We start from the raw sequence: 21591 nt of genomic DNA on the forward strand, positions 1-21591 counted from the left end.
GATTGAAATTCCCAAAGAAAAGTAAAAGAAATGACTTTAATTTATATTGTGTCTAATTAAATTAGTGAATTTGCAAATTAGTAAATTACGAAATTTGCAAATTGATAAATTATTTGTATCTTTGCCCAAAACAAGACAATATCAGTATGATAAAATTACACATCACCAACGAAACCAATAGGTTAGAAGCCGTAATTTTAGGCACGGCTACCAGCAATGGACCTACTCCTAAACTCGAAGAAGCCTACGACCCTAAGTCGGCAGAGCACATCAAAGCAGGTACTTACCCTATAGAAAAGGATATGGTAGCTGAAATGGACGCTTTCAGTGCAGTACTTGAAAAATACAATGTAAAAGTATATCGCCCCCAAATTATCACCAATTGCAACCAAATATTTACCCGAGATATTGGTTTTGTGATTGAAGATACTTTTATCAAAGCGAACATTTTGCCTGATAGGCAAGATGAATTTCAAGCAATTGAGTATATTGTCGCTCAAATGCCTCCTGAAAAAGTGATTACACCTCCCGCCGATGTACATATTGAAGGGGGCGATGTAATGCCTTGGAACGATCATATTTTCATTGGTACTTATAAAGGCGCTGATTATAAAGAACAAGTAACTGCTCGTACCAATATGGCTGGTGTAGCCTTTATCCAACAGCTCTTCCCTCATAAAAAAGTAAAAGAGTTCGATTTGCTGAAATCAAAAACTGAAGCACGCGATAATGCTCTCCACCTTGATTGCTGCTTCCAGCCCGTAGGTAAGAACAAAGGAATTATTTACAAAGGAGGCTTCCGAAGTGAGGCTGATTATCAGTATTTAGTAGACCTCTTTGGCAAGGAAAACCTCTTCCATATAGAGCGCGAAGAAATGTACAATATGTGCAGTAATATATTTTCTATCAGTCCAGAAGTGGTAGTTTCCGAAAAGAATTTCACCCGCCTAAACCAATGGTTGCGCTCACAAGGCTTCACTGTTGAAGAAATCCCTTATGCCGAAATAGCCAAACAAGAAGGATTGTTGCGATGCTCTACACTACCTCTTTACCGAAATTAGCAAATTGGCAAATTAGCTAATTATTTAGACTGCTTATATATTTAGGTATTTTAATGATAAAAGTTCGCTGTATCTTGTGTTATTTACAGCGAACTTCTTATTTTTGCCCCTGCAAAACACAGCTATCAGTAGTATCAATCACTAACAAGCTATGACACAACATTCTATATCTAAGAACAAATCTTTCTACTGCATTGGGCTTAGTTACCAAAAAGCAGATGCAACTATACGTGGGATGTTTAGTCTTACCCCTGAAAATAAAGACCAATTACTCACTCAAGCTAAAGAAGAAGGCTTTGAGGAGTTTTTACTTATTTCTACTTGTAACCGCACAGAACTCTATGGCTATGCCGAACACCCCTTTCAACTCATTCAATTATTATGTAAATATGCCAAAGGCTCGGTAGACGATTTCCAAAAAGTAGGCTATGTAAACAAAAACAAAGAAGCAGTAGAACACCTTTTTAGAGTGGGTACAGGTTTAGATAGCCAAATATTAGGTGATTTTGAAATTATAGGGCAGATGAAACAAGCCTTTGCGCTCTCACGAGACAAAGGATTGGCAAATGCTTTCTTAGAGCGGTTGATGAACTGTGTGATCAATGCCAGCAAACGCATTAAAAATGAAACAGCCTTATCTTCGGGGGCGGCTTCAGTGTCGTTCACAGCGGTACAGTACATTATGCAAAATGTGCCTGAAGTATCACAAAAAAATATTCTCCTCTTTGGAGTAGGCAAGATAGGGCGAAACACTTGCGAAAACCTTATTAAACATACTCAAAACAAGCATATTACCCTTATCAACCGCACACGTGAAAAAGCTGAGCAGGTAGCAGGGAAATTTAATGTAGTAGTGAGAGATTTTGCCGATTTGCAAACCGAAATTAGCAAAGCCGATGTACTTGTAGTTGCTACAGGAGCAGCTACCCCTACTGTACATAAAAAATTTATCAACCCCAATAAACCTATCCTCATTTTAGACCTTTCTATTCCTAAAAATGTAGCGGAAGAGGTTGCGCAACTTCCTAATGTAACCCTTTTGCATATGGATGAACTTTCTAAACGCAAAGATGAAGCCTTAGAACGCCGTAAAGAAGCTATTCCACAAGCTTTGGCAATTATAGAAGAGGTAAAAGGAGAGTTTTTTCAATGGGTAGACAATCGCAAATTTGCACCTACTATCAAAGCGTTGAAAACCAAACTCGAAAGTCTTAAAAATGCTGAAATGGACTTTCATCGCAAGAAGATTAGCGATTTCAACGAGGAACAAGCTGAACTCATTAGCAATCGCATTATTCAAAAAATTACCACTCAGTTTGTAAATCACCTAAAGGACACATCGTCTATCGACGAAAGTATCACTTGGTTACAAGAAGTCTTCCAATTAGAAGTGAGTGCTTAATATTGAAAATATACATAATAGCGAATTATAAACAAGAGAGGCTACCTATATTTAGGTAGCCTCTCTTTTTAGGTTCAAATGTTTTTTCAAAATTCATCTTTAAATTTTTAGAACACTGAGTCGTCTTCTATAAGTTTTAAAACATTTAAGTATTTAGAAGTTTTTAAGTATTTAGCGTCGTTGTAGTAAGCAAAAATCATTGTTTTATCTTTAATGGTGTTAATTACTTGCTTGTAGATGTTAGGAGGCAACACAGGGCAACCCAAACTTCTACCCATACGTCCGTTGCGAGCGATATAGCTTTCGTTAGCATAATCGGCAGTGTGAATTACTACAGCGCGTTTTGCTAAATTGCTGTTGTAACCTTTTTCATCACCGTAGAGCATTAGGCTATAACCGTTGCTACCTTCATAAGTTTCTCCAGTGATATAAAAACCAATGCTGCTTTTGTTAGATTCCACTACATCCGAGAAAGAAGTAGCCAAGCGTTCGCCGCTTTTCTTACCGTGCGCTACATAAGTGTAGTAAACGATTTTCATTTTTTCTAAATCAATGGTATAAAAGCGTTTAGAATTACAATCTTTAGTGAAATCAATAATTGAGAAGAGTTCTTTATCGTTTAAGCGGTGTTGTTTTTTAAGTGATTGATAGCCTATATAAGCATAGCGAAAAGCCTCAAAACTGAGATCATATTGGGCAGCGTTGAGCTCGCTGTATAAATCCTTGATGTTTAGTTCTGCTTTCTTTAAAGCTAATTGGCGTTCTTTACTTAGGTATGTTTGTGCTTTAGCAAAGTACAAAAATGTACTCAAAACAAAGATAAGAAATAAAAAAAAGTACTTTTTGTTCATAGTGTTGTTAAGGGTGTTTTTTTTAAATAATACTAAGAAATCATTGCTGGGCGCAAAAGTAGTACATTTTTCTCATATTGTGTATATTTACACACAAATTTAACAATTATTTAACGTTGTAAGCTGGTTTGTGGTAGGTTTTACAAGCATTTATAAGAGGAAGTTGTCTCTACGGTGCAAGAATTATACCAATCTAATTAGCAAATTGGCAAATTGGTAAATTGGCAAATTATTACTACTTTTGCTTTCTGATTGAAAATAACAACTTTATGCGCATACTGCTTATCGCTCTTTTCTCCTTTTGTTTTAGCACTGCTTTAGCCCAAAAAGCAGATGCCGAAATAGTGCGCTTTATAATGTCGCTTGATACGGTGAAAGAAAACCAACAACCCACTACAATCAAACAATTTATAGCTGAAACATTTTCATCTCAGCAGCGGGGTAACTCTCCTGCTTATTGGCTTACCAAAGAGCGCTTACTAAAAGCCGAAAAGAAAAAAGATAGTATTGCTTATGCTTTAAATGCAGTACAACTGAAAGATAATCAATATGAATTGGCAGTTTTGCACTTTGTGGAAAGCTTGCAGGCAAAAAACGAGTACAAATCGTTAGCGCCTCACCAAACAGTAAAAGCACTCTTGCAACAAACTCAAATAGCAGAACAACATCATTGCAGGAATGTATACAGATTATACGACGAGTTGGCTAAGTATGCTTACCTAAATGCACTGAGTTTTGGCAACTATACCGAAAGCAAAAAATACGTACAACAGTATATAGACCACCACCCTTACAAGCAGCACCCCCGCGTGCGACAACGGTATTACGATATCTGTTGTATGATTGCCCTCAGCGAGAAAAACATAAATGATTTTGAAAAATACTACGCATTAGCAGCTCCTTTAGCCAAAAAAATGAACGAGCCCGAAGCTCTCAATCGCTTGCGTCAGTTTGAAGCCGAATACTACAAACTCACAGGCAAAAACGCACAGTCGCTGGCGATAATGCAACAGAGTTTTCAAGTGGCAAAAAAACGCCATAACCTTTCCCCTCAGTTGCTTCTCAATATGTCGCGTACCTTTCTGCAAAACAAACAGTACGATTCGGCTATCTACTACTCGCGCGAGGCAATTGCAATGAATCGCGCTATCGGTGCCGACCCCGCAAACAGTTTTAACTACTATCGCGCTCTCAACGAGGCTTATAAAAAGAAAGGTGATTACCGCAATGCTTACTACGCACTCGATACTGTACTCACCCTATTTGCAGCTCGCGAAAAATCCATACAAGCCGATAAAAACAACGAATTACTCACTCAGTTCCAAACCGAGAAAAAAGACCTGCAAATCAAAGCACTGAAAATGGATAATGAGCTGAGTGAAAAGAGAATTTCTCAACAGAAGTTCCTTATTATAGCTATTGTATTCTTTCTGGGGATAATTTTAGTGTTGTTCTATCTCTTTTACAACCGTAGGCTGTTGAAAGCTAAAAATAAACAACTCCAAGCTGAAAACAAACAATTGCTCTTGGAACAACAAACCCGACAACTACAACTAAATCCGCATTTTATATACAATGCAATCGCTAACCTGCAAGGACTTATCGGCGACCAGCAAACTGAACGCGCCAATAGTTATCTCGTAGCTTTCTCTCAATTTATTAGAAAACAATTGGAGTTAAACCGCGAAGAGACTATCACCTTACAAGAGGAAATAGAAGCTATTGAAATTTATGTAAAACTTCAGCAAATGCGATATGAGAATCGTTTTACTTTTCACGTGGAAACCGATTTGGATACCGAAGCCTACTTGATTCCGCCTATGCTCATTCAGCCTTTTGTAGAAAATGCTATTGAACACGGCTTTAAAAATATCAACTACCAAGGAATACTCACACTCACTATAGAAGAAAAAGATAACAAACTGCATCTTATCCTTATTGATAATGGCAATGGCAAAGGGGTATTTAACCCTCATAAAAAATCGCTTTCTAAACTGATTACACAAGAGCGTTTAGACCTTTTGTTTAATACCCAACAAAAAGGCAATGCTTATTTTGAAGCTGCCCCCTTGTCCCCTCCCGAAACGGGATACCGAGTAACAATTGTAATACCTGTAATCCCCTCTTAACTGATATGAAAGTTTATATTTTAGAAGACGAAACAAATATTTTAAAGTACCTCATCTCCTTAGTTGAGGCACTTCCGTTTGTGCAAATTGTAGGCTATGCTTCCGAAATTGCTAAAGCTGAAAAAGAAATTCCTGTTTTGCAACCTGAACTCATCCTTTCGGATATTCAGCTTGCCGATGGCAATAGTTTTACACTTTTTTCACGGATAAAAACTGATAGTTTGCAGATTGTCTTTATCACCGCTTTCAATCAGTTTGCTATGGAAGCCCTAAATTTAGGCGCTTTTGCCTATCTGTTAAAACCCATAGACAAAACTACTCTAAACGATACCCTATTGCGCTGTTACCAAAAACAAGAGCAATACAAGTTCAATCAACACCAAATGCAATTGGCAATGCAGTATTACACCGAAAAGAAAGAAGTGACCAAACTCGCCCTCAAAACAGCTGATTGCATACAAATAGTGCCCGTACAAGATATTGTGTATTGCCAAAGTGATAAAGGTTATACTACCTTCTACCTCGCCGATAAACAGCAAATTGTAGTGAGTAAAGTGCTAAAAGAATACGAATCGCTGTTGCCCGAAACTCAATTTGTGCGTTGCCACCAGTCGTATTTAGTGAATAGCACCTATATAAAGAAGTACTACAAAGATGGACTCTTAGAACTTACTACCGGTCATACGCTCCCCGTATCTGACCGCAAACGCGAATATGTACAAGATTTTTTGTTGAAAAACTAATTGGCAAATCAGCAAATTGTCAAACTTCTTCCGCACTTATTTACCCAACTTCCGCGAATATTGAAATTTTTCTTTTTGTAACTATATATCCCATACTTTTGCCTCAAGAAATATCTCCTTTTTCAATTTCTCTTCCTTTATAGATTTTGAGGCTAACCCTTATCTATAAATCTTTAAAAATAAAAGTTTAACAAAAATTTAACTTTGCTTTAACAAATGGGGGGGGGTAAATTCTTAACTTTGCCGCGTGAAATTTATAAACAAATAACAAAAAATTAAAAAAAGTAATATCTATGGGACTCTTAGACAAGAACATCACCATTACTTTTCTCGAAGGAAAAGTATCTTTAGAAGACTTATTTGAGCTATTAAAAGAAAAGCTCGGTAACAAGTATGAGGTAAAATTTCTCAAAAAAGGTAGTGCAGCCGCTCAATTTTTTGGAACTGGTAATGCTGAAGATCGCATTTTTGTAGCCAAAAATGCTTATCACCGTACGCTCATCACCACCAAATATGCTCCAATGACCGATGATATGAGCCGTGAGGATACTTACCTCGGTTTTGACCGCAGTACTATGAAAGGCTGGCTCAAAATGCTTTACTCTGAAGGAGGCTGGATAGGGCAATGGATTATCAGAACCATATACGGTAGCAACCAAGATTTTGATACCGATATCCTCGACGCTATCAACAGCAAATACCCTGTACAACAAAAAGACCAAAACGTAGGCATTTCAGCCTTGTGGAAGAAAAACAATTAATTTTAAATATAAATATCGTATGAAAAAAATCGTATTCGTAGTAGGGATAGTAATAGCCCTTTTGATTACTGCTTGTGGTGGTAATAGCAACTCTAAAAAAGAGGATAAGAAAATAACTTTTTCCGATAAAGATATTATCGGTGCATTGAAAACGGCTTTAGAGAAAAGTCCTTTAGCCGATAAAGAGTTTACCAGAGTACATTTTGGTAGTGAAGGTCCTATGAACGATGTGTTTAAGGATATTTCGGTTGGTTATTTTAACCCAGGTGACAAACAATTTTTCTCTCAACACGTAGATGCTCAGGGAGTAGCTGTGGGTGAACCTCAAGCTCGTCCAAAAGACAGAGATGATGAGTTTATCTTCAAAGCAGCGGATATACCTTATGCTCGCATTGGTACTGAAATACAAGAAGCAAAGAAATTTTTAGCAGAAAACAAAGATTTTACTGATTTTCATAACTTTACTGTTTCCGAAATCATCATTGATAAACAAAGAAGAAGCAAATTCCCCAATCATATAGTAAATTCCATCTATATCGATATGAACAAAAAGGGTGAATCAGAAAGTTATTACTACAGAGTTCATCTTCTAAAAACTGAAGAAGGTGGTAAGTTTGAAGTGTTTGAAAACTAATAAAAATGAATTTAACAGAAGCCCAAGAACTCGTACTAAAGGAATGTGAACGCGAAAAGAAAATCGCACTTCGCAACCTTATTCTCGTAATTGCATTGGTGGTGATTGTAATAACACTACTTGCTGTTTTTGCTTTGCCTTTTATCAGCAAGGCGCTTAGTAGCAGCGATAGTATCCCACCTCATATCAAGTATATCCTCCCCGTTGCTATTTTGCTCTCACTCTACTACCCTATAATGCGCACCCGCACTATCTTCACCCGCGCTAAAAAAGTAGATGAATTTTTCGCTCTTTTGCAACAAGGTCAGGAGGTGCGCATCAATCGCGAATTAGAGTCCTACCTCACTACTATACCTTTAGGAAAAGTGAAGTATCAGTTAGACCCTATTACTTATTTATACGTATCTATAGGAACGCAAAACTTTGAGTTGCCTATTGCTAAATATGCAGCTCCCGAGCTGAAACGCGTGCTCAACCAGCCGCAAAATTTAGCTACTTACAACACTGTAATGCAGGAGCTTTACAGCGACGAAACAACTACTTCACAAGCAACAGCTCCTCAAGAAACAATTGTGCTCAAACCTGTTGAAGAGTTCCGTACTTTTGCCGAAAACGAATTTGGTGCTGAACTCGCTGCTATGGAAAAAGGGCGTACCACTACTAAAAAAATGACTTATGTGCAATTCGCTTTTGCCTTTGGATTAATAGGTTTGATAGGCTTCTTAGTCGCTTCAGGTAGATTGAGTTTTAGCAATCCTGTGAATATCTTTATCGTAATAGGTATCATCACCGTAGGGAGTTATGTGTGGGGTATGCTCTCCAAGCGATACGCTCAAAACCAACTCTCTGGCGCCGGTGATTATACCCAAGTGAAAAAGAAAATCTTTGGCAAATTAGTGAATTATATCAGTCCGCAGTTTGCTTATTACGAAAATGCACACATAGGTATAGCCGAATTTTTAGATTCGTTGTTGTTCAAAGCGGAACGTTATACTCTTAAAGGAGGTGACCAAATCGTAGGGCATTACAACGGAATGCCTTTCCAATCGAGCAATCTCAGTGTTACATTTCGTCCTAATTTCCGCAACGAAAAAGAAGGTGATGATGTAGTTTTCTATGGTAATTACTTTGTAGCGCGTTCTCCCAAAAAGTTTGAACATCCCATTGTAATCCACCCCGTAAAAGGTTTCTTTAGTGACCTTAAAGACAATGAAATAGCTACTTACCTCAACCGCGGTGGAGAAAAAATACGCTTGGAAGACCCCGAGTTTCAAAAACAGTTTGAAGTGTATTGTGACGACCAGATTACAGCGCGCTATGTACTTACTCCAGCCTTTATGCAACGCCTTAAAAAACTGAACGAACGTCACAAAGGACAAGTGTATATTGCTATTAATAAGTACAATATTGTTATCGCTACCAATGAAGGCAATGCCCTAATGCGCACCGATAATTCACCTACCGCGATGCTCTTCCAAAAGATAGACCTCGCTATGGTAGAAAGTGTATACCGCGAACTTATAGAACAATTGCAAATGCTTGACACAATAGAAAATAGGGGATAGGAAATAGTGAATAGTGAATAGGAAATAAAAGCTTTATACTAACCCCTGGCCCCTAAAACCTAAAACCTGACTGCCCTATGATAACCTATATTTTAATCGCAGTAGGAGTACTCCTATTAATTTTTGTGATTGCAGCGTTCAACAGTTTGTCTAAACGCCGCAACCAGATAGAGAATGCCATTTCGTCATTAGACGCTTTGTTTATACAGCGTTCCGATTTGATACCCAACCTCATCGCCACTACCAAAGAGTATATGGCTTATGAGCAAGACACTCTCAGGCAAATCACCGAATTGCGCCGCCCAGTGCAACCCACACTTGCGGAGAATCCTTATCTGCAACCCGATGAAGCGAGCACAACTATCAGGAATATTATGCTACAAGCCGAAGCTTATCCTGAACTCAGAGCCAATAGTCAGTTTGTGCAACTGCAACACGCTCTCAGTGATTGCGAAGAGCAATTGGCAGCGGGTCGTCGTTACCTCAGTGCTTCCATTACTGATTACAACGACCGCATAGTAGTATTTCCTTCCAATGTAATAGCTTCTCTCTTTGGTTTCAAAAAATACGAATGGCAGTATGCCACTGAAGCCCAACGACAAAATGTAGATGTCGCAGGACTATTTTCCAATTAGAAAATTTGGTGATAATAATTTGGATAACCTACAAATTATTAGTACTTTTGCCAAATATTAGTAACAAATAAAAACTGTAATACAATGAAAAAATTTAGTATTTTAGTAGGCACTATCGCTGCCTTAGTAATGACCTCTTGTGGAGGTTCTTCCCTTTTTGGAGATGACCTTATCAGTAAAGAAGGAATAGACAAAGCCAAAGAAGTGTTGTCCAAAGAACCTTTTGCCGATAAAGAGTTCAACTGGATAGAACTCAAAACCAAAGAAGCTTTGAATAGCAAATTCGACGAAGTGGCGACCAGCTACTACGATCCAGCTGTTCAAAAAGATATGAAACAAACTTACAACAGCACTTCTAAATTGGGTGACCCTGAAGCCGACCAAACAGCAAGTATTAGAGCTAATGCAGGCTTAGACAAGGATAAAGAACGTTTCAAAGTATCCGAAATTCCTTTCGATAAACTTCTATCCGAAGCACAAGACGGCCTTAAATTCTTTAGCGGTTTAGAAGAAACTGCCGAGTATGAAGATTTCAACATAAACGAAATCTCTATGAAAAAAGAAAACGGCAAACTTAAAACCGTCTTCAAAATTGATATGACTAAAAAAGGTGAAAGTTCTTATCGCCGAGGAAGAGAACGTATCACTAACTACTACGAAGTGAGAATTTTCCGCGGTGAAAATGGTGAGTGGGATTTAGTAACTGATTAACTATGAAAAAGATATTCACTTTACTATTTGCTCTTACACTCGTGGCTTGTATGCCAGGCGATAAAGGAGCGAACCTCAACAGCCCCGAAGGACTAAAAGTAACCCAAGAACTTTTGCAAAAAAACTTTGCTAAGTACAATAATATTACAGAAGTTTCGTTTGGAACTAACCGAGGTGTGATAGATATCATCACAGTGAGGTTCAACAAAGGTGAAAAAGACTTCTATGCAAATTATGTTACCTATAACGACCAAGTAAATGAAAGTGAAACAGGCTTGTCTTCTAAGCAAGGTCGCACTATTAGTTTGAGCGAGGTCAATTTATCAATAGTACCTAATTTGATAAAGAAAGCTGAAAGCCTTATTCTAGAAAAAGACAATAAGTTCAATACTTTCCGTATGGATAAGTTAAATTATGAAGTTCAAGAAGATGGTACAGTAGAAGTTTCTTTTGTAATAGATGCTATACACCCAGCTACTTCCTACTACGGAGAACGCAAAGGTGATAAAGGGCATCTCAGTTTTGAATTTAAAGCCGATGCTAAAGGCGAAAATGTAAGAGCCACTAAAGGTTTGACAATTTAGTATCTAAAAATAATTTATAAAAACTGCTCAGTAATTTATTATTGAGCAGTTTTTTTGTGATTTGGTATAAAAGTTGTACTTTTGCCTTACAAGATTAACTAATGATATAGAAAATGAGTTATACAGCAACCCAAGTAGCCAATTGGATTATTGATAAAGCAAATAATACGGATAGTGGTGATAATATTACCAACTTAAAACTCCAAAAACTATTGTATTATTTTCAGGGGTATTATTTAGCCGTATTTGATAAACCTTTATTTGATGAAGAAATAGAAGCGTGGCAATACGGACCTGTAGTGCCTCAAGTATATTACAAATTCAATTCGTTTGGCAAAGGAAATTTAGAGGTTACTCCTGAAGGTGTAGCTCCATTTACCGATGAGGAAAAAGAATTGCTAAACGAGGTGTTTGATGTCTATAATGATTTTTCGGCAGTAGGATTGATGCATCGCACTCATAATGAGCCTACGTGGAAAAATACTCCTATAGGTAAAGGAAATGTTATCAGCAAAGAAAAACTTTTAAATTACTTTAAAACACGTGTAAACTGGGAATGAAAAAGAGACTGAAAAAGTTGGATATCAATGAAGAGGTTGAGAAGAAAAAGCAATATCCATTGTTTTCATTCAAGCACTTACAAACTAATATTTCTTACAAAGATTGTAAAGAAACTAAATTCTTCATAGATTTTATAGGGCGTTTACAAAAACTCAGTGAGTTGGGATGGGAAGAAATTAGAAAATCGCAACGACATAGTTTTGGAATGGAGAAAATACCCGTAAAAAATATCAAACCCCAATGCCCTAATTTTATAACTCCTGATGTAACTCATTTAGATGTATTTCGAGCTACAGGTGGCAATAAAGTTTTTGTAGGGTTACAACAAGAAAATGTATTCCATATAATATTTATAGAGGCTGATTTTGGTGATGTTTACAATCACTAAAATCGCTTTTTTTCAATTCTCAATTGTCAATTGAGCAATGTATTTTCCATCTTTTTCTTCAACAATATACTGATGTTTTTTAGGATAAAGAAGTGTTAAGCGTTTCTTTAGGTTTTCAATGCCAATACCTGAACTATATAAACTTTCTTGTTTAGGAATTATAGAGTTCTCACTTCTAAATATTACCTTATTGCCTTCCACTCTCAAACTAAATGACAATTCTGTTGCCTCTGTAGCTGATACTCCGTGTTTAAAAGCATTCTCCACCAAACTGATAAACAGCAAAGGCGCTATGGTGAGTGGGGGGAGTAGCTTCGGGAAATCTACCCGTACAGTAGTTTTATCAGTCAGGCGCAACTGCATTAGGCTGATGTACTGTTGCAAGAAATCCACTTCCTCAGCAAGGCTAATTTGCTTTTGGTCACTGTTTTGCATAAAGTGACGCATCAGCTTGCTAAGGCTATGCACGCTCTCTTGTGCTTTTTTGGGGTCAAAGGCTATAAGCGAATAGATATTGTTGAGTGCATTGAAAAAGAAATGCGGTTGGAGTTGGTATTTCAGTTGGGTGAGGTCGGCTTGTAGCTTCTGAGCTTGGGCTTCTTTCTGAGCAATTTCCAAAGAAAAGTTGCGTTGTGCATAGCGTATTGCCATTGCAAAGACTACTGGTAAGAGGTTCGAGAGGAAATCAAAATAGACAAAAGCGTGAAAAGGAGGCATCCTACGTCCATCTTTGCGGGGATTAAAGTATGAAAAAAGCTCATATTTGCTGTACGAAATACATAAAATGAGTGCCACTGTTACCAATATAAAAAGTATATATCGTTTTTTAAACCACAGTTTATCAATAAGCCAATAGAAACTGATGTAGAACAAAAACATCAAAAAAGGCAATGATATAAGCGAACGATAAAGAGCCTCCTCAAAGCGTTGATTGCCTTCGGAGATAAAGATAAGGGCAGGCAGAATACAAACCACTGCCCAAGAGGCTATGTGTGTTAAAAGTTTCATTCTTTATACTTTGATGTTTTTAAATAACTTTCTGTAAAACTCTTGATGATTTCAGGGGAATAGTCTCCTCCTTTGGCATAAGAGATACCCATAACTTCTAAAGCTATAGCTTGGCACTGCTCATCATTAATAGTAATGGCTTTGCTATCTAATATTTCTCTAACAATAACCATACATTTTTGCAGGTCTTCTGTTGTAGTATAAGGAGGTAAAGTTATATTCATCTGTTTTTCTTTCATATTTCTAATTGCCTGTTTCTCTCGCACTACTCGTATCTGAGGGCGCTAATAGGTTCTAACTCGGCGGCTTTGCGGGCAGGATACCAACCGAAGAATACCCCTGTAATGGTACATACTAAGAAAGATATTACAATAGAATATAAGGTGATACTTACTGGCCAGCCTATAAACAGCGATACGCCTACCGTTGCTAATAAGCCAATAATTACCCCTAATACTCCCCCAGTGATGCTAATAAGCACCGACTCGATGAGGAACTGCGCCAAAATATCCTTCCCCTTAGCTCCAATAGCCATACGCAAGCCTATTTCCTTAGTGCGCTCTTTTACTGATACGTACATAATGTTCATAATGCCTATACCGCCCACGATGAGCGAAATGCTGGCAATAGCTACCAATAAAATAGTGAGCATCTCGCTGGTAGAGCTAAATGTACTGATGAGCTCTTGTTGCGAAAACACATTGAAGTCATTCTCTTGTGTAGCCGAAAGATTATGAGTGCGCTCCAAAATTTTCTTTACTTGGTTTACTGCATTCTCCGACTGACTTTCGTCTATTACCGAAGCCACAATACTCTGCAAGAACGTTTGCGCCAAAATACGCTTTTGTACCGTAGTATAAGGGGCTATAATCACATCGTCTTGATCCTGACCAAAGTTGCTCTCACCTTTTTTGGTAAGTACGCCAATCACTTTAAAAGGGATATTCTTAAAGCGTATGGTTTGCCCAATAGGGTTTTCGCCATTAGTGAAGAGGTTCTTAGCCACCGTTTGCCCTATCACGGCTACTTTGGCAAAATTAGTAATCTCATCTTCACCAAACATACTCCCTTCAGCTACACTCCATTCGCGTATGGGCAAATATTCGGTATTCACTCCGTAGATAGAGGTAGGCCAGTTGTTGCCCCCTGCGATACTTTGTCCGTTACCACTCACTACCGGCGACACATATTTCAGTAGGGTACCTTCTTTTTTAAGGGCTTCGTAATCCGTCATTTTCAGCGATTGCATATCGCTCATACTCATACGCACGCCGCCCATCATACCTGCCCCTGGGCGGATATTGAGCATATTAGTACCCATTTTAGAGATATTCTCCTTGATGCTCTTCTTAGAGCCCTCGCCAATGGCAAGCATTGTTATCACTGAGCCCACTCCAATGATGATACCCAGCATTGTAAGCATAGCCCTTGTTTTGTTAAGCAAAAGGGCGCGCCACGCTATTTTAAAAAGATTTTGTATATTCATAGTGTTAATTAGCAAATTAGAAAATTAGCAGATTGGCAAATTCTGTGAGACTAGAAAGGTTCTCCGATGATACGGGTTTTATACTCGCCTTTTACTATTTGCCAACACACTTCGTAAACATAGGCACCATCACCATTGTGTGCAATGATATAAAGGATATCGTCTTCCTTATCATAATATACCGTATTATTATACGGATATACCCATACTTCGTACAAATCATCATAGGCACTTTTAGGGATAGATACGTTTTTGCCGTTGATAGTTACAATGATACTCTTGTAGTGGTTTTCAGGTATAAAGTCCGCACCTTGAGCTCTCTTACCATCAATGATTAACTCCTCATAACCTCCCTGGTCTTTCTTAGTAATCTTGTGTTTAGTTTTATCAAATAGCTGTCTAGTAAGAGTAACGCTAATGCCCTTTTCAGCAATGGTGATACTATTCTCAGTTTCTTTCTTTTTACCTTTGCCAATAGAAGGAAATTCGTATATCTTCTTCAGGCGACTTTTATGCACATAGCCTTTATCTACAGCAATCCAATTAAAAAATATCTCTTCACCAGTTTCATCATCTGTAGTATCAAATAAAGTATATACAAGCGTGTTGTTAGGCAAAGTGCCTACAATTTTGCTTTTTACGTTTTCTTTAGCGCGAATGTTTACATAGCCGTCTTTGTCTTTTACTACCGCATAATCTCCAAAAGGACCTTGTGCAAAGGCGTTGGTCGTAAGGACGAAGAATAAAATAAGTAAGTGTTTCATATTCAATAGATAATTTATAATGAGTTTTTTTATCAAGTTATTTGTTACTTTCTATACTTATATAAGTATCGTTTGAAAGTTTTTTAATAGATTTCAGATGTACTCTCTACCCAATTTAAAATGCTAATAGTAAATGTTGGCAATCCTACTTCTTTTTTAAAGTGGTTCTCCCACTATACGGGTTTTATACTCACCTTTTACTATTTGCCAACACACTTTATAAGCATTGGCACCATCACCATTGTATGCAATGATATAAAGGATATCGTCTTCCTTATCATAATAAGCAAAATTATTATCCGTATAAAGCCCTATCTCATACAAATCATCATAAGCACTTTTAGGGATAGGTACGTTTTTGCCATTGATAGTTACAGTAATATTCTTGTAATGGTCTTGAGGTAGTGAATCGTCTCCTCCATATATTTCTTTACCATCAATGATTAATTGATCATAACCTCCCAGGTCTTTCTTAGTAATCTTGTGCTTGGTTTTATCAAATGGCTGTTTGATAAGGGTTACGCTGATGCCTTTACCAGTAATGGTGATACTATTACCCTGCTCTTTAGCCCTGCCAATAGATGGAAAGTCTTGTACCTTCTTTAGGCGACTTTTATGTACATAGCCTTTATCTACAGCAATCCAATTAGGAGGAGTAGGTTCATCTTCCCAAAAATAAACATTCATAAGGGTATTAGCAGGTAGCGTACCTACAATTTTGCTTTTTACATTTTCTTTGGCGCGAATGTTTACATAGCCGTCTTTATCTTTTACTACGGCATAATCTCCAAAAGGACCTTGGGCAAAGGCGTTGGTCGTGAGGAGGAAGAATAAAATAAGTAAGTGTTTCATATTCAATTGATAATGAGTTTTTTTATCAAGTTATTTGTTGCTTTCTATACTTATATAAGTATCGTTTGAAAGTTTTTTAATAGATTTCAGATGTACTTCTATTTCTTATCCAGTTTTTTATTATATCAGCAGCTCTTGCTTCATCATTTTTACTTTTAGCCATATCTGTTAATGAAATATAGTCCTGATTGTCTATTGTAGCTAAAGATATTTCAACATCTTGTACTTTAAGTTTATTATTTGTTGGTGTCATATATTTGGTAATTTTTAGTTACATCATTAAAGTGGTAGTCCTATAATACGGGTTTTATACTCTCCTTTTACTATTTGCCAGCACACTTCGTAAGCAAGATACCCATCGCCATTGTGTGCAATGATATAAAGTACATCATCTTCCTTATCATAATACGCAAAATTGTTAGTGTCCCAAATGCCAATCTCATACAAATCATCATAGGCACTTTTAGGGATAGGTACGTTTTTGCCGTTGATAGTTACAGTAATACTCTTGTAATGGTCTTTAGGTAGGAACTCATCATTATCTCGTCCATATATTTTCTTTCCATCAATGATATATTCACTATACTCTTTGTGTTTTTTCTTGGTAATCTTGTGTTTAGTTTTATCAAATGGCTGTTTGGTAAGGGTTACGCTAATGCCTTTACCAGCAATGGTGATACTATTGCCTTGCTCTTTACCTTTGCCAATAGAAGGAAATTCGCTTATCATCTTTAGGCGACTTTTATGTACATAACCACTATCTATATGTACCCAATTAGAAGGATTAAATTCCTCATCAAGAAATTCATATACAAGTGTGTTGTTAGGCAATGTACCTACAATTTTGCTTTTTACGTTTTCTTTGGCGCGAATGTTTACATAACCGTCTTTGTCCTTTACTACGGCATAATCTCCAAAAGGACCTTGCGCAAAGGCGTTGGTCGTAAGGAGAAAGAATAAAATAAGTAAGTGTTTCATATTTAATAGATAATTGATAATGAGCTATTTGTTAAGTTGTTTATTGCTTTCCATACTTATATAAGTATCGTTTGAAAGTTTTTTAATAGATTTCAGATAATCTACTTTGTCTAAAACAGCACGTTGTTCTTTGATGGTTTCTACTAAAATTTTAAAACGTTCTTCTTTGGCAATATTGTGTTTAATTAGAGAAGCATTAAGACTCTCTATATTGCTGAGTATAGCTAACTCATTAATACTGGCGATGTCCCTTATATTTTCACCTTTTAATGCTCTTTCAGGATTAGCTGTTTTCCATTGTTTAGCCGTACAGCCAAACATAGCGAGATTTAGCAAATCGGCTTCATCGGCATATACAAAGGCATCTTTTAGGTCAGAAAGAGTAGGAAGTATATAGTTTTTAACAGCATCTGTATGGATATGATAGTTAGCCTTGCTTAAAATCCTTTTCACATTCCATTCCAAATTGTATTGATTGCTCTCTAACTCTTTGAGACGTTGATATTCTTTTATCAGATATAGTTTAAAAACAGGACTTATAGCTGCTCCAAATTCAAAAGCAATATCTTTATGGGCATAAGTTCCTCCGTATTTTCCTTTTCGTGATAAAATTCCAATAGCATTTGTACTCTCTACCCAATTTGAAACGCTAATAGTAAATGTTGGCAATCCTGCTTCTTTTTTAAAGTGGTCGAATTCGACCACTTTAAAATTAGGGTTATAAAGTATTTCCCAAGTACCTAAAAATTCTAATGTACTTCTATTTCTTATCCAGTTTTTTATTATATCAGCAGCTCTTGCTTCATCATTTTTACTTTTAGCCATATCTGTTAATGAAATATAGTCCTGATTGTCTATTGTAGCTAAAGATATTTCAACATCTTGTACTTTAAGTTTATTATTTGTTGGTGTCATATATTTGGTAATTTTTAGTTACATCATTAAAGTGGTTGTCCTATAGTTGTTCTCCGATGATACGGGTTATGTACTCGCCTTTTACTATTTGCCAGCACACTTGGTAAGCTAAACCAGCTTCGCCATTAACTGCATAAATATAAAGTGCTTCAGCTTCCTCATCGTAATATATAAATCTGTTTAAATATCTGTCATATAAAATTCCATGCAAATCATCATAAGCACTTTTAGGGATAGGTACGTTCTTACCTTTCATAGTTACAGTAATACTTTTGTAATGGTCTTGAGTTAGTGAACCGGATTCTCCATATATTATTTCTTTACCATCAATGATTAATTGTTCATAACTTCCCTGGCCTTTCTTAGTAATCTTGTGCTTGGTTTTGTCGAACTTCTGTTTGGTAATGGTTACTTTTACGTCCTTATCATCAAAGACGAGACTATTGCCTTGCACTTTTCCTTCTATAGCACGAAAGTCAAATATTTTTTTCAAGCGACTTTGATGCACATACCCTTTATCAACTTCAATCCAGTTAGTAGGGTTAAATTCTTTATCAAAGAAACCATACACAAGTGTATTGTTAGGCAAAGTGCCTACAATTTTGCTTTTTACGTTTTCTTTAGCACGAATGTTTACATAGCCGTCTTTATCTTTTACTACGGCATAATCTCCAAGAGGAGTTTGCGCAAAGGCATTGGTCGTAAGGAGGAAAAATAAAATAAGTAAGTGTTTCATATAAAGTAATTTTTCGGCAAAGATACTAATTTCTTTTCAACTTAGTTAAACTATAAAAGATGAGTTATATTGAGATGTTTTTACAAATACTCTCTATTCTTCCTCTGCTGCCCAATCGTAAAAACCGCTTTCTCGCAATTGGGCTTCATACTGCTCAATAGTTTGTTCATCATAGTTTTCTCTTTGGATGAACTTTTCCTTTCCAAAATAAATATCCATTGGGTTCAGTCCATAGAGTTGAGCGATGAGAGTTGCTAAGTTCATACCAGAATAATGCTTGTGAAGCACATAAATCATTAGCCTAAAATCTGTTTCCTCTATTTTCGGAAAAGCCTTTTTGATAAACTGGAGTGATTTCTCAAACCACACTTTCTCTGGGGTTACTACCTTATTCAGCCAGTCGGTATACCACATTTCAAAGGTGAGTTTTTCTCCTTTTTCATTAAACTCAGGCGACAGTCCACCATAATCCTGACGACTATCGAGCCATATATAGCCTTTTTCCTTACCATTCACCACCAAAAGATAAGAAGCTCCGTGCCCTATATGGCATATTTGCAAGCAACCACTGATGCGCTTTGTATCCATATAGGCTTCCAGCTGCTCTTGGGTAGGGCGTTCACCACCGTCCCAATCAATACTATTAAGCCATTCCTCTTCATTCCAATGCTCGGTGTAAGGGAAAGGCATAGAGAGGTCTATAGTCCGGTCTTTCCACATCAAATCTTCCGTTGCTTCTTTAAGGGAACGCAGTCCGTAATCGGGACCCACACAGCCATTGGCGATTTGGGTAATGAAAGTACGATAATCTGCAGGGAGAGTGATACGATTTTCTTTCTCTATTTTGGCTACTTTTGCTTCTTCCAATACGGGGTTCATATATATACCGCCAAATGGTTTTAGCTGTGGAAGCTCTAAGATGATTTGTATTTTCTTTTTGATTTCTTCTATATTCATATATGTTGAATTGTGCGAATAGCGCACGCTGTTTTTCTGTTTATCCTGCTACTCCAGACTCTATAAATACCAATTTTTGATTTCTCCATTTGAATCTCCAATAAGTAGCGCTTTCTATAACTTCGTATTCACCAATATCATATACTTCTTTAATTTTATCTTCAGATACTTTTTCAGAATAGCCATCTTCAAACCACACAATCTCTACCTCATTGCCTTTTATAGATATAGAATATTTGTTACTCCCCTTAAAATTATCAACCTTTATACTATAATATCCTTGATTTTTAATCCAATGAATATCATCTATATCTATTTTAGCAATGGTTTTACTAAAATACTCATTAGAGCTACCTTTGGGAATAGGACTATGCCCTCTCTGTACTTCTGCTTTTAAACTTCGCAATGCTTCTATGAGTTTTTCTCTATCAGCTTTTAGTATTGCCGTGCGTTCTTGAAATAGCTTTACATTCTGTTCTTCCACTGCGTTGAGTTTCACCTTACTATTATCACTTACAGGCTTATACCACGATTTTTCATTAAAGTAATTGCTTATTTCATAGTCTTTAAACTTATAGCCTTTGCGAGCGTAGAGGTCGTTAGTAAGGAAGCGTAATTCATCTATGCTCAATTTGCTGATTTGTTGTTCCTTAATCACTTGGGTGGCACAAGTGGCGCAATCTTTTAGCTGTGCCGTAGCGTTTAGTGAGAACAACACTATTGATAAGAAGTATAAGTGTTTCATTGTAAAGTAATTTTTCGCAAATATACTGATTTTTTTTAACTTAGCTAAAGTTTTAAAGATGAGTTGCGAGAAATGAGTTGAAGGCTATATATCAAAGACATTAGCTTGAGACTTGTTTTTTATACATTTTATTGAAGATGCTCACTAAAAAACGCCTCCAACTTATCAAACGGAATTACTCCAGCTTGATTGTCGTAAAAATCGGTATGACGTGCATTAGGGACAATCAGCAGTTCTTTTTTCTCAGTTCCAATTAACTTGTAGGCATCTTCACTCATATAGCGAGAATGGGCTTTTTCTCCTGCAATCATAAGGGTTGGTACCTCAATTTCGTTGGCATACGACAGTAGTGGAAAATTCATAAATGAAAGCAGCGTAGTAGCTGTCCAAACGTGATTAGAAACTGAACGCTCGTGAAACCCTCGTGGCGTTTTGTAAAACTCAATATAATCATTCAAGAATTCAGGTACTTTATCCGATGGGGTATCGGGCATAGGGTAACCTGGTGTAGGGGTTCCTGTCTCGGCATCCTTCCAACGAATATCATTGAGCGAACGCTTCATTTCCAAACGCATTTCGGGTGTATTGGCATCAAAATAACCTTTGCTAAAAACACGTGACATATCGTACATTACCATTGTAGCCACTGCCTTAATACGTGTATCGATAGCTGTAGCATTCAGTGCAAAACCTCCCCAACCACAGATACCTATAATTCCTATTTTTTCTCTATCGACAAAGGGTTGAATTCCTAAGCAATCTATCGCTGCTGAAAAATCTTCGGTATTGATATCGGGTGATGCTACATTGCGCGGTTCTCCACCACTCTCTCCCGTATAGGAAGGGTCGAAAGCTAAAGTTACAAAGCCTCTTTCTGCCATCGTTTGGGCGTAAAATCCTGAGGCTTGTTCTTTTACAGCTCCAAAACCACCACAAACAGCAAGAGCAGCAAGTTTTTTATCTTCGCTATTTTTGGGGAAATACAAGTCGCCAATAAGGGTGATACCATAGCGGTTTTTGAATGATACTTTTTTGTGTTCAACTTTATCGCTTTTAGGGAAAATCTTATCCCAAGAAGCAACATTTATAGGGTTTTCATTGTTTGTGCTCATATTATTGAAATTT

25 protein-coding genes are annotated in these 21591 nt (G+C 37.0%); 12 read left to right on the plus strand and 13 right to left on the minus strand.

The genetic code is table 11. The features are described from left to right. Nucleotides 1-146: 146 nt before the first annotated feature. The gene (locus JMN12_RS04955; RefSeq protein WP_203137618.1) at nt 147-1061 is read left to right on the plus strand and encodes a dimethylarginine dimethylaminohydrolase family protein; all 915 of its coding nucleotides are present in this window, start codon (nt 147-149) and stop codon (nt 1059-1061) included. A gap of 151 nt (nt 1062-1212) precedes the next feature. Continuing rightward, entirely contained in the window at nt 1213-2463 is a 1251-nt protein-coding gene (gene hemA / locus JMN12_RS04960) for a glutamyl-tRNA reductase (protein ID WP_198473727.1), read from the plus strand. Nucleotides 2464-2570: 107 nt separating this feature from the next. On the opposite strand, the gene JMN12_RS04965 is transcribed toward hemA, so the two are convergent. Further along, nucleotides 2571-3314, minus strand: coding sequence for a murein L,D-transpeptidase catalytic domain family protein (locus tag JMN12_RS04965; protein ID WP_088594906.1), 744 nt, complete (start codon nt 3312-3314; stop codon nt 2571-2573). A gap of 269 nt (nt 3315-3583) precedes the next feature. Here JMN12_RS04965 and JMN12_RS04970 point away from each other — a divergent pair, with 269 nt between their 5' ends. From JMN12_RS04970 to JMN12_RS05015, 10 genes are all read left to right on the plus strand, one after another. Further along, entirely contained in the window at nt 3584-5443 is a 1860-nt protein-coding gene (locus JMN12_RS04970) for a sensor histidine kinase (RefSeq protein ID WP_203137629.1), read from the plus strand. A 5-nt stretch (nt 5444-5448) separates the two neighbouring features. After that, nucleotides 5449-6186 carry a LytR/AlgR family response regulator transcription factor gene (locus JMN12_RS04975; RefSeq protein WP_203137632.1) on the plus strand — a complete coding sequence of 246 codons (738 nt, stop codon included), beginning with the start codon at nt 5449-5451 and terminating at the stop codon, nt 6184-6186. Nucleotides 6187-6479: 293 nt separating this feature from the next. After that, nucleotides 6480-6947 (plus strand): hypothetical protein, encoded by a 468-nt coding sequence (locus JMN12_RS04980; RefSeq protein ID WP_096087914.1) that lies wholly within the window; start codon nt 6480-6482, stop codon nt 6945-6947. 19 nt (nt 6948-6966) lie between these two features. Further along, nucleotides 6967-7581 carry a hypothetical protein gene (locus tag JMN12_RS04985; protein ID WP_203137634.1) on the plus strand — a complete coding sequence of 205 codons (615 nt, stop codon included), beginning with the start codon at nt 6967-6969 and terminating at the stop codon, nt 7579-7581. A 5-nt stretch (nt 7582-7586) separates the two neighbouring features. Beyond that, a complete protein-coding gene (locus JMN12_RS04990) occupies nt 7587-9146 on the plus strand; it encodes a DUF3137 domain-containing protein (RefSeq protein WP_203137636.1) in 1560 nt (519 codons plus the stop codon). A gap of 77 nt (nt 9147-9223) precedes the next feature. Further along, nucleotides 9224-9781 carry a LemA family protein gene (locus JMN12_RS04995; protein ID WP_088594900.1) on the plus strand — a complete coding sequence of 186 codons (558 nt, stop codon included), beginning with the start codon at nt 9224-9226 and terminating at the stop codon, nt 9779-9781. 84 nt (nt 9782-9865) lie between these two features. After that, nucleotides 9866-10492 carry a hypothetical protein gene (locus JMN12_RS05000; RefSeq protein WP_203137638.1) on the plus strand — a complete coding sequence of 209 codons (627 nt, stop codon included), beginning with the start codon at nt 9866-9868 and terminating at the stop codon, nt 10490-10492. 2 nt (nt 10493-10494) lie between these two features. After that, a complete protein-coding gene (locus JMN12_RS05005) occupies nt 10495-11076 on the plus strand; it encodes a hypothetical protein (RefSeq protein WP_009750844.1) in 582 nt (193 codons plus the stop codon). 113 nt (nt 11077-11189) lie between these two features. Beyond that, on the plus strand, nt 11190-11636 hold the full coding sequence (locus JMN12_RS05010) for a Panacea domain-containing protein (protein WP_096087910.1): 447 nt from the start codon (nt 11190-11192) through the stop codon (nt 11634-11636). Further along, entirely contained in the window at nt 11633-12025 is a 393-nt protein-coding gene (locus JMN12_RS05015; protein WP_096087909.1) for a hypothetical protein, read from the plus strand. Before JMN12_RS05010 ends, JMN12_RS05015 begins: the two co-directional genes overlap by 4 nt. A 12-nt stretch (nt 12026-12037) precedes the next feature. Here JMN12_RS05015 and JMN12_RS05020 read toward each other — a convergent pair whose 3' ends face one another. From JMN12_RS05020 to JMN12_RS05075, 12 genes are all read right to left on the minus strand, one after another. After that, on the minus strand, nt 12038-13033 hold the full coding sequence (locus tag JMN12_RS05020; RefSeq protein WP_203137648.1) for a sensor histidine kinase: 996 nt from the start codon (nt 13031-13033) through the stop codon (nt 12038-12040). Continuing rightward, the gene (locus tag JMN12_RS05025; protein ID WP_203084298.1) at nt 13030-13257 is read right to left on the minus strand and encodes a succinylglutamate-semialdehyde dehydrogenase; all 228 of its coding nucleotides are present in this window, start codon (nt 13255-13257) and stop codon (nt 13030-13032) included. The genes JMN12_RS05020 and JMN12_RS05025 overlap by 4 nt, the downstream gene beginning before the upstream one ends. Nucleotides 13258-13298: 41 nt before the next feature. After that, nucleotides 13299-14519 carry an ABC transporter permease gene (locus JMN12_RS05030; RefSeq protein WP_095899066.1) on the minus strand — a complete coding sequence of 407 codons (1221 nt, stop codon included), beginning with the start codon at nt 14517-14519 and terminating at the stop codon, nt 13299-13301. Between the two features lie 50 nt (nt 14520-14569). Beyond that, the gene (locus JMN12_RS05035; RefSeq protein WP_198474814.1) at nt 14570-15283 is read right to left on the minus strand and encodes an SH3 domain-containing protein; all 714 of its coding nucleotides are present in this window, start codon (nt 15281-15283) and stop codon (nt 14570-14572) included. Nucleotides 15284-15439: 156 nt separating this feature from the next. Then, nucleotides 15440-16135 carry an SH3 domain-containing protein gene (locus tag JMN12_RS05040; RefSeq protein WP_198474817.1) on the minus strand — a complete coding sequence of 232 codons (696 nt, stop codon included), beginning with the start codon at nt 16133-16135 and terminating at the stop codon, nt 15440-15442. Between the two features lie 76 nt (nt 16136-16211). Beyond that, complete coding sequence (locus JMN12_RS05045) at nt 16212-16388, minus strand: KilA-N domain-containing protein (RefSeq protein WP_198474819.1); 177 nt, start codon at nt 16386-16388, stop codon at nt 16212-16214. Between the two features lie 26 nt (nt 16389-16414). Next, nucleotides 16415-17113 carry an SH3 domain-containing protein gene (locus JMN12_RS05050; protein WP_198474821.1) on the minus strand — a complete coding sequence of 233 codons (699 nt, stop codon included), beginning with the start codon at nt 17111-17113 and terminating at the stop codon, nt 16415-16417. A 24-nt stretch (nt 17114-17137) separates the two neighbouring features. Next, nucleotides 17138-18028: a KilA-N domain-containing protein gene (locus JMN12_RS05055; protein ID WP_203137650.1), complete on the minus strand. Its 891-nt coding sequence runs from the start codon at nt 18026-18028 to the stop codon at nt 17138-17140. A gap of 40 nt (nt 18029-18068) precedes the next feature. Beyond that, nucleotides 18069-18764 (minus strand): hypothetical protein, encoded by a 696-nt coding sequence (locus tag JMN12_RS05060; RefSeq protein WP_002668422.1) that lies wholly within the window; start codon nt 18762-18764, stop codon nt 18069-18071. Nucleotides 18765-18857: 93 nt separating this feature from the next. After that, entirely contained in the window at nt 18858-19721 is an 864-nt protein-coding gene (locus JMN12_RS05065; protein ID WP_203137652.1) for a hypothetical protein, read from the minus strand. 40 nt (nt 19722-19761) lie between these two features. Continuing rightward, a complete protein-coding gene (locus JMN12_RS05070; protein WP_203137653.1) occupies nt 19762-20466 on the minus strand; it encodes a YARHG domain-containing protein in 705 nt (234 codons plus the stop codon). A 128-nt stretch (nt 20467-20594) separates the two neighbouring features. Then, on the minus strand, nt 20595-21578 hold the full coding sequence (locus JMN12_RS05075) for an alpha/beta hydrolase (protein WP_203137655.1): 984 nt from the start codon (nt 21576-21578) through the stop codon (nt 20595-20597). Nucleotides 21579-21591 lie beyond the last annotated feature (13 nt).

Origin of the sequence: Capnocytophaga genosp. AHN8471, assembly GCF_016806945.1 — a bacterium.
In the GTDB taxonomy this organism is placed as follows: Bacteria; Bacteroidota; Bacteroidia; order Flavobacteriales; family Flavobacteriaceae; genus Capnocytophaga; species Capnocytophaga periodontitidis.

Coding starts and splice junctions, on each gene's coding strand:
- JMN12_RS04955 (WP_203137618.1), top strand. CDS start 147: ATGATAAAATTACACATCACCAACGAAACCAATAGGTTAGAAGCCGTA.
- hemA (WP_198473727.1), top strand. CDS start 1,213: ATGACACAACATTCTATATCTAAGAACAAATCTTTCTACTGCATTGGG.
- JMN12_RS04965 (WP_088594906.1), bottom strand. CDS start 3,314: ATGAACAAAAAGTACTTTTTTTTATTTCTTATCTTTGTTTTGAGTACA.
- JMN12_RS04970 (WP_203137629.1), top strand. CDS start 3,584: ATGCGCATACTGCTTATCGCTCTTTTCTCCTTTTGTTTTAGCACTGCT.
- JMN12_RS04975 (WP_203137632.1), top strand. CDS start 5,449: ATGAAAGTTTATATTTTAGAAGACGAAACAAATATTTTAAAGTACCTC.
- JMN12_RS04980 (WP_096087914.1), top strand. CDS start 6,480: ATGGGACTCTTAGACAAGAACATCACCATTACTTTTCTCGAAGGAAAA.
- JMN12_RS04985 (WP_203137634.1), top strand. CDS start 6,967: ATGAAAAAAATCGTATTCGTAGTAGGGATAGTAATAGCCCTTTTGATT.
- JMN12_RS04990 (WP_203137636.1), top strand. CDS start 7,587: ATGAATTTAACAGAAGCCCAAGAACTCGTACTAAAGGAATGTGAACGC.
- JMN12_RS04995 (WP_088594900.1), top strand. CDS start 9,224: ATGATAACCTATATTTTAATCGCAGTAGGAGTACTCCTATTAATTTTT.
- JMN12_RS05000 (WP_203137638.1), top strand. CDS start 9,866: ATGAAAAAATTTAGTATTTTAGTAGGCACTATCGCTGCCTTAGTAATG.
- JMN12_RS05005 (WP_009750844.1), top strand. CDS start 10,495: ATGAAAAAGATATTCACTTTACTATTTGCTCTTACACTCGTGGCTTGT.
- JMN12_RS05010 (WP_096087910.1), top strand. CDS start 11,190: ATGAGTTATACAGCAACCCAAGTAGCCAATTGGATTATTGATAAAGCA.
- JMN12_RS05015 (WP_096087909.1), top strand. CDS start 11,633: ATGAAAAAGAGACTGAAAAAGTTGGATATCAATGAAGAGGTTGAGAAG.
- JMN12_RS05020 (WP_203137648.1), bottom strand. CDS start 13,033: ATGAAACTTTTAACACACATAGCCTCTTGGGCAGTGGTTTGTATTCTG.
- JMN12_RS05025 (WP_203084298.1), bottom strand. CDS start 13,257: ATGAATATAACTTTACCTCCTTATACTACAACAGAAGACCTGCAAAAA.
- JMN12_RS05030 (WP_095899066.1), bottom strand. CDS start 14,519: ATGAATATACAAAATCTTTTTAAAATAGCGTGGCGCGCCCTTTTGCTT.
- JMN12_RS05035 (WP_198474814.1), bottom strand. CDS start 15,283: ATGAAACACTTACTTATTTTATTCTTCGTCCTTACGACCAACGCCTTT.
- JMN12_RS05040 (WP_198474817.1), bottom strand. CDS start 16,135: ATGAAACACTTACTTATTTTATTCTTCCTCCTCACGACCAACGCCTTT.
- JMN12_RS05045 (WP_198474819.1), bottom strand. CDS start 16,388: ATGACACCAACAAATAATAAACTTAAAGTACAAGATGTTGAAATATCT.
- JMN12_RS05050 (WP_198474821.1), bottom strand. CDS start 17,113: ATGAAACACTTACTTATTTTATTCTTTCTCCTTACGACCAACGCCTTT.
- JMN12_RS05055 (WP_203137650.1), bottom strand. CDS start 18,028: ATGACACCAACAAATAATAAACTTAAAGTACAAGATGTTGAAATATCT.
- JMN12_RS05060 (WP_002668422.1), bottom strand. CDS start 18,764: ATGAAACACTTACTTATTTTATTTTTCCTCCTTACGACCAATGCCTTT.
- JMN12_RS05065 (WP_203137652.1), bottom strand. CDS start 19,721: ATGAATATAGAAGAAATCAAAAAGAAAATACAAATCATCTTAGAGCTT.
- JMN12_RS05070 (WP_203137653.1), bottom strand. CDS start 20,466: ATGAAACACTTATACTTCTTATCAATAGTGTTGTTCTCACTAAACGCT.
- JMN12_RS05075 (WP_203137655.1), bottom strand. CDS start 21,578: ATGAGCACAAACAATGAAAACCCTATAAATGTTGCTTCTTGGGATAAG.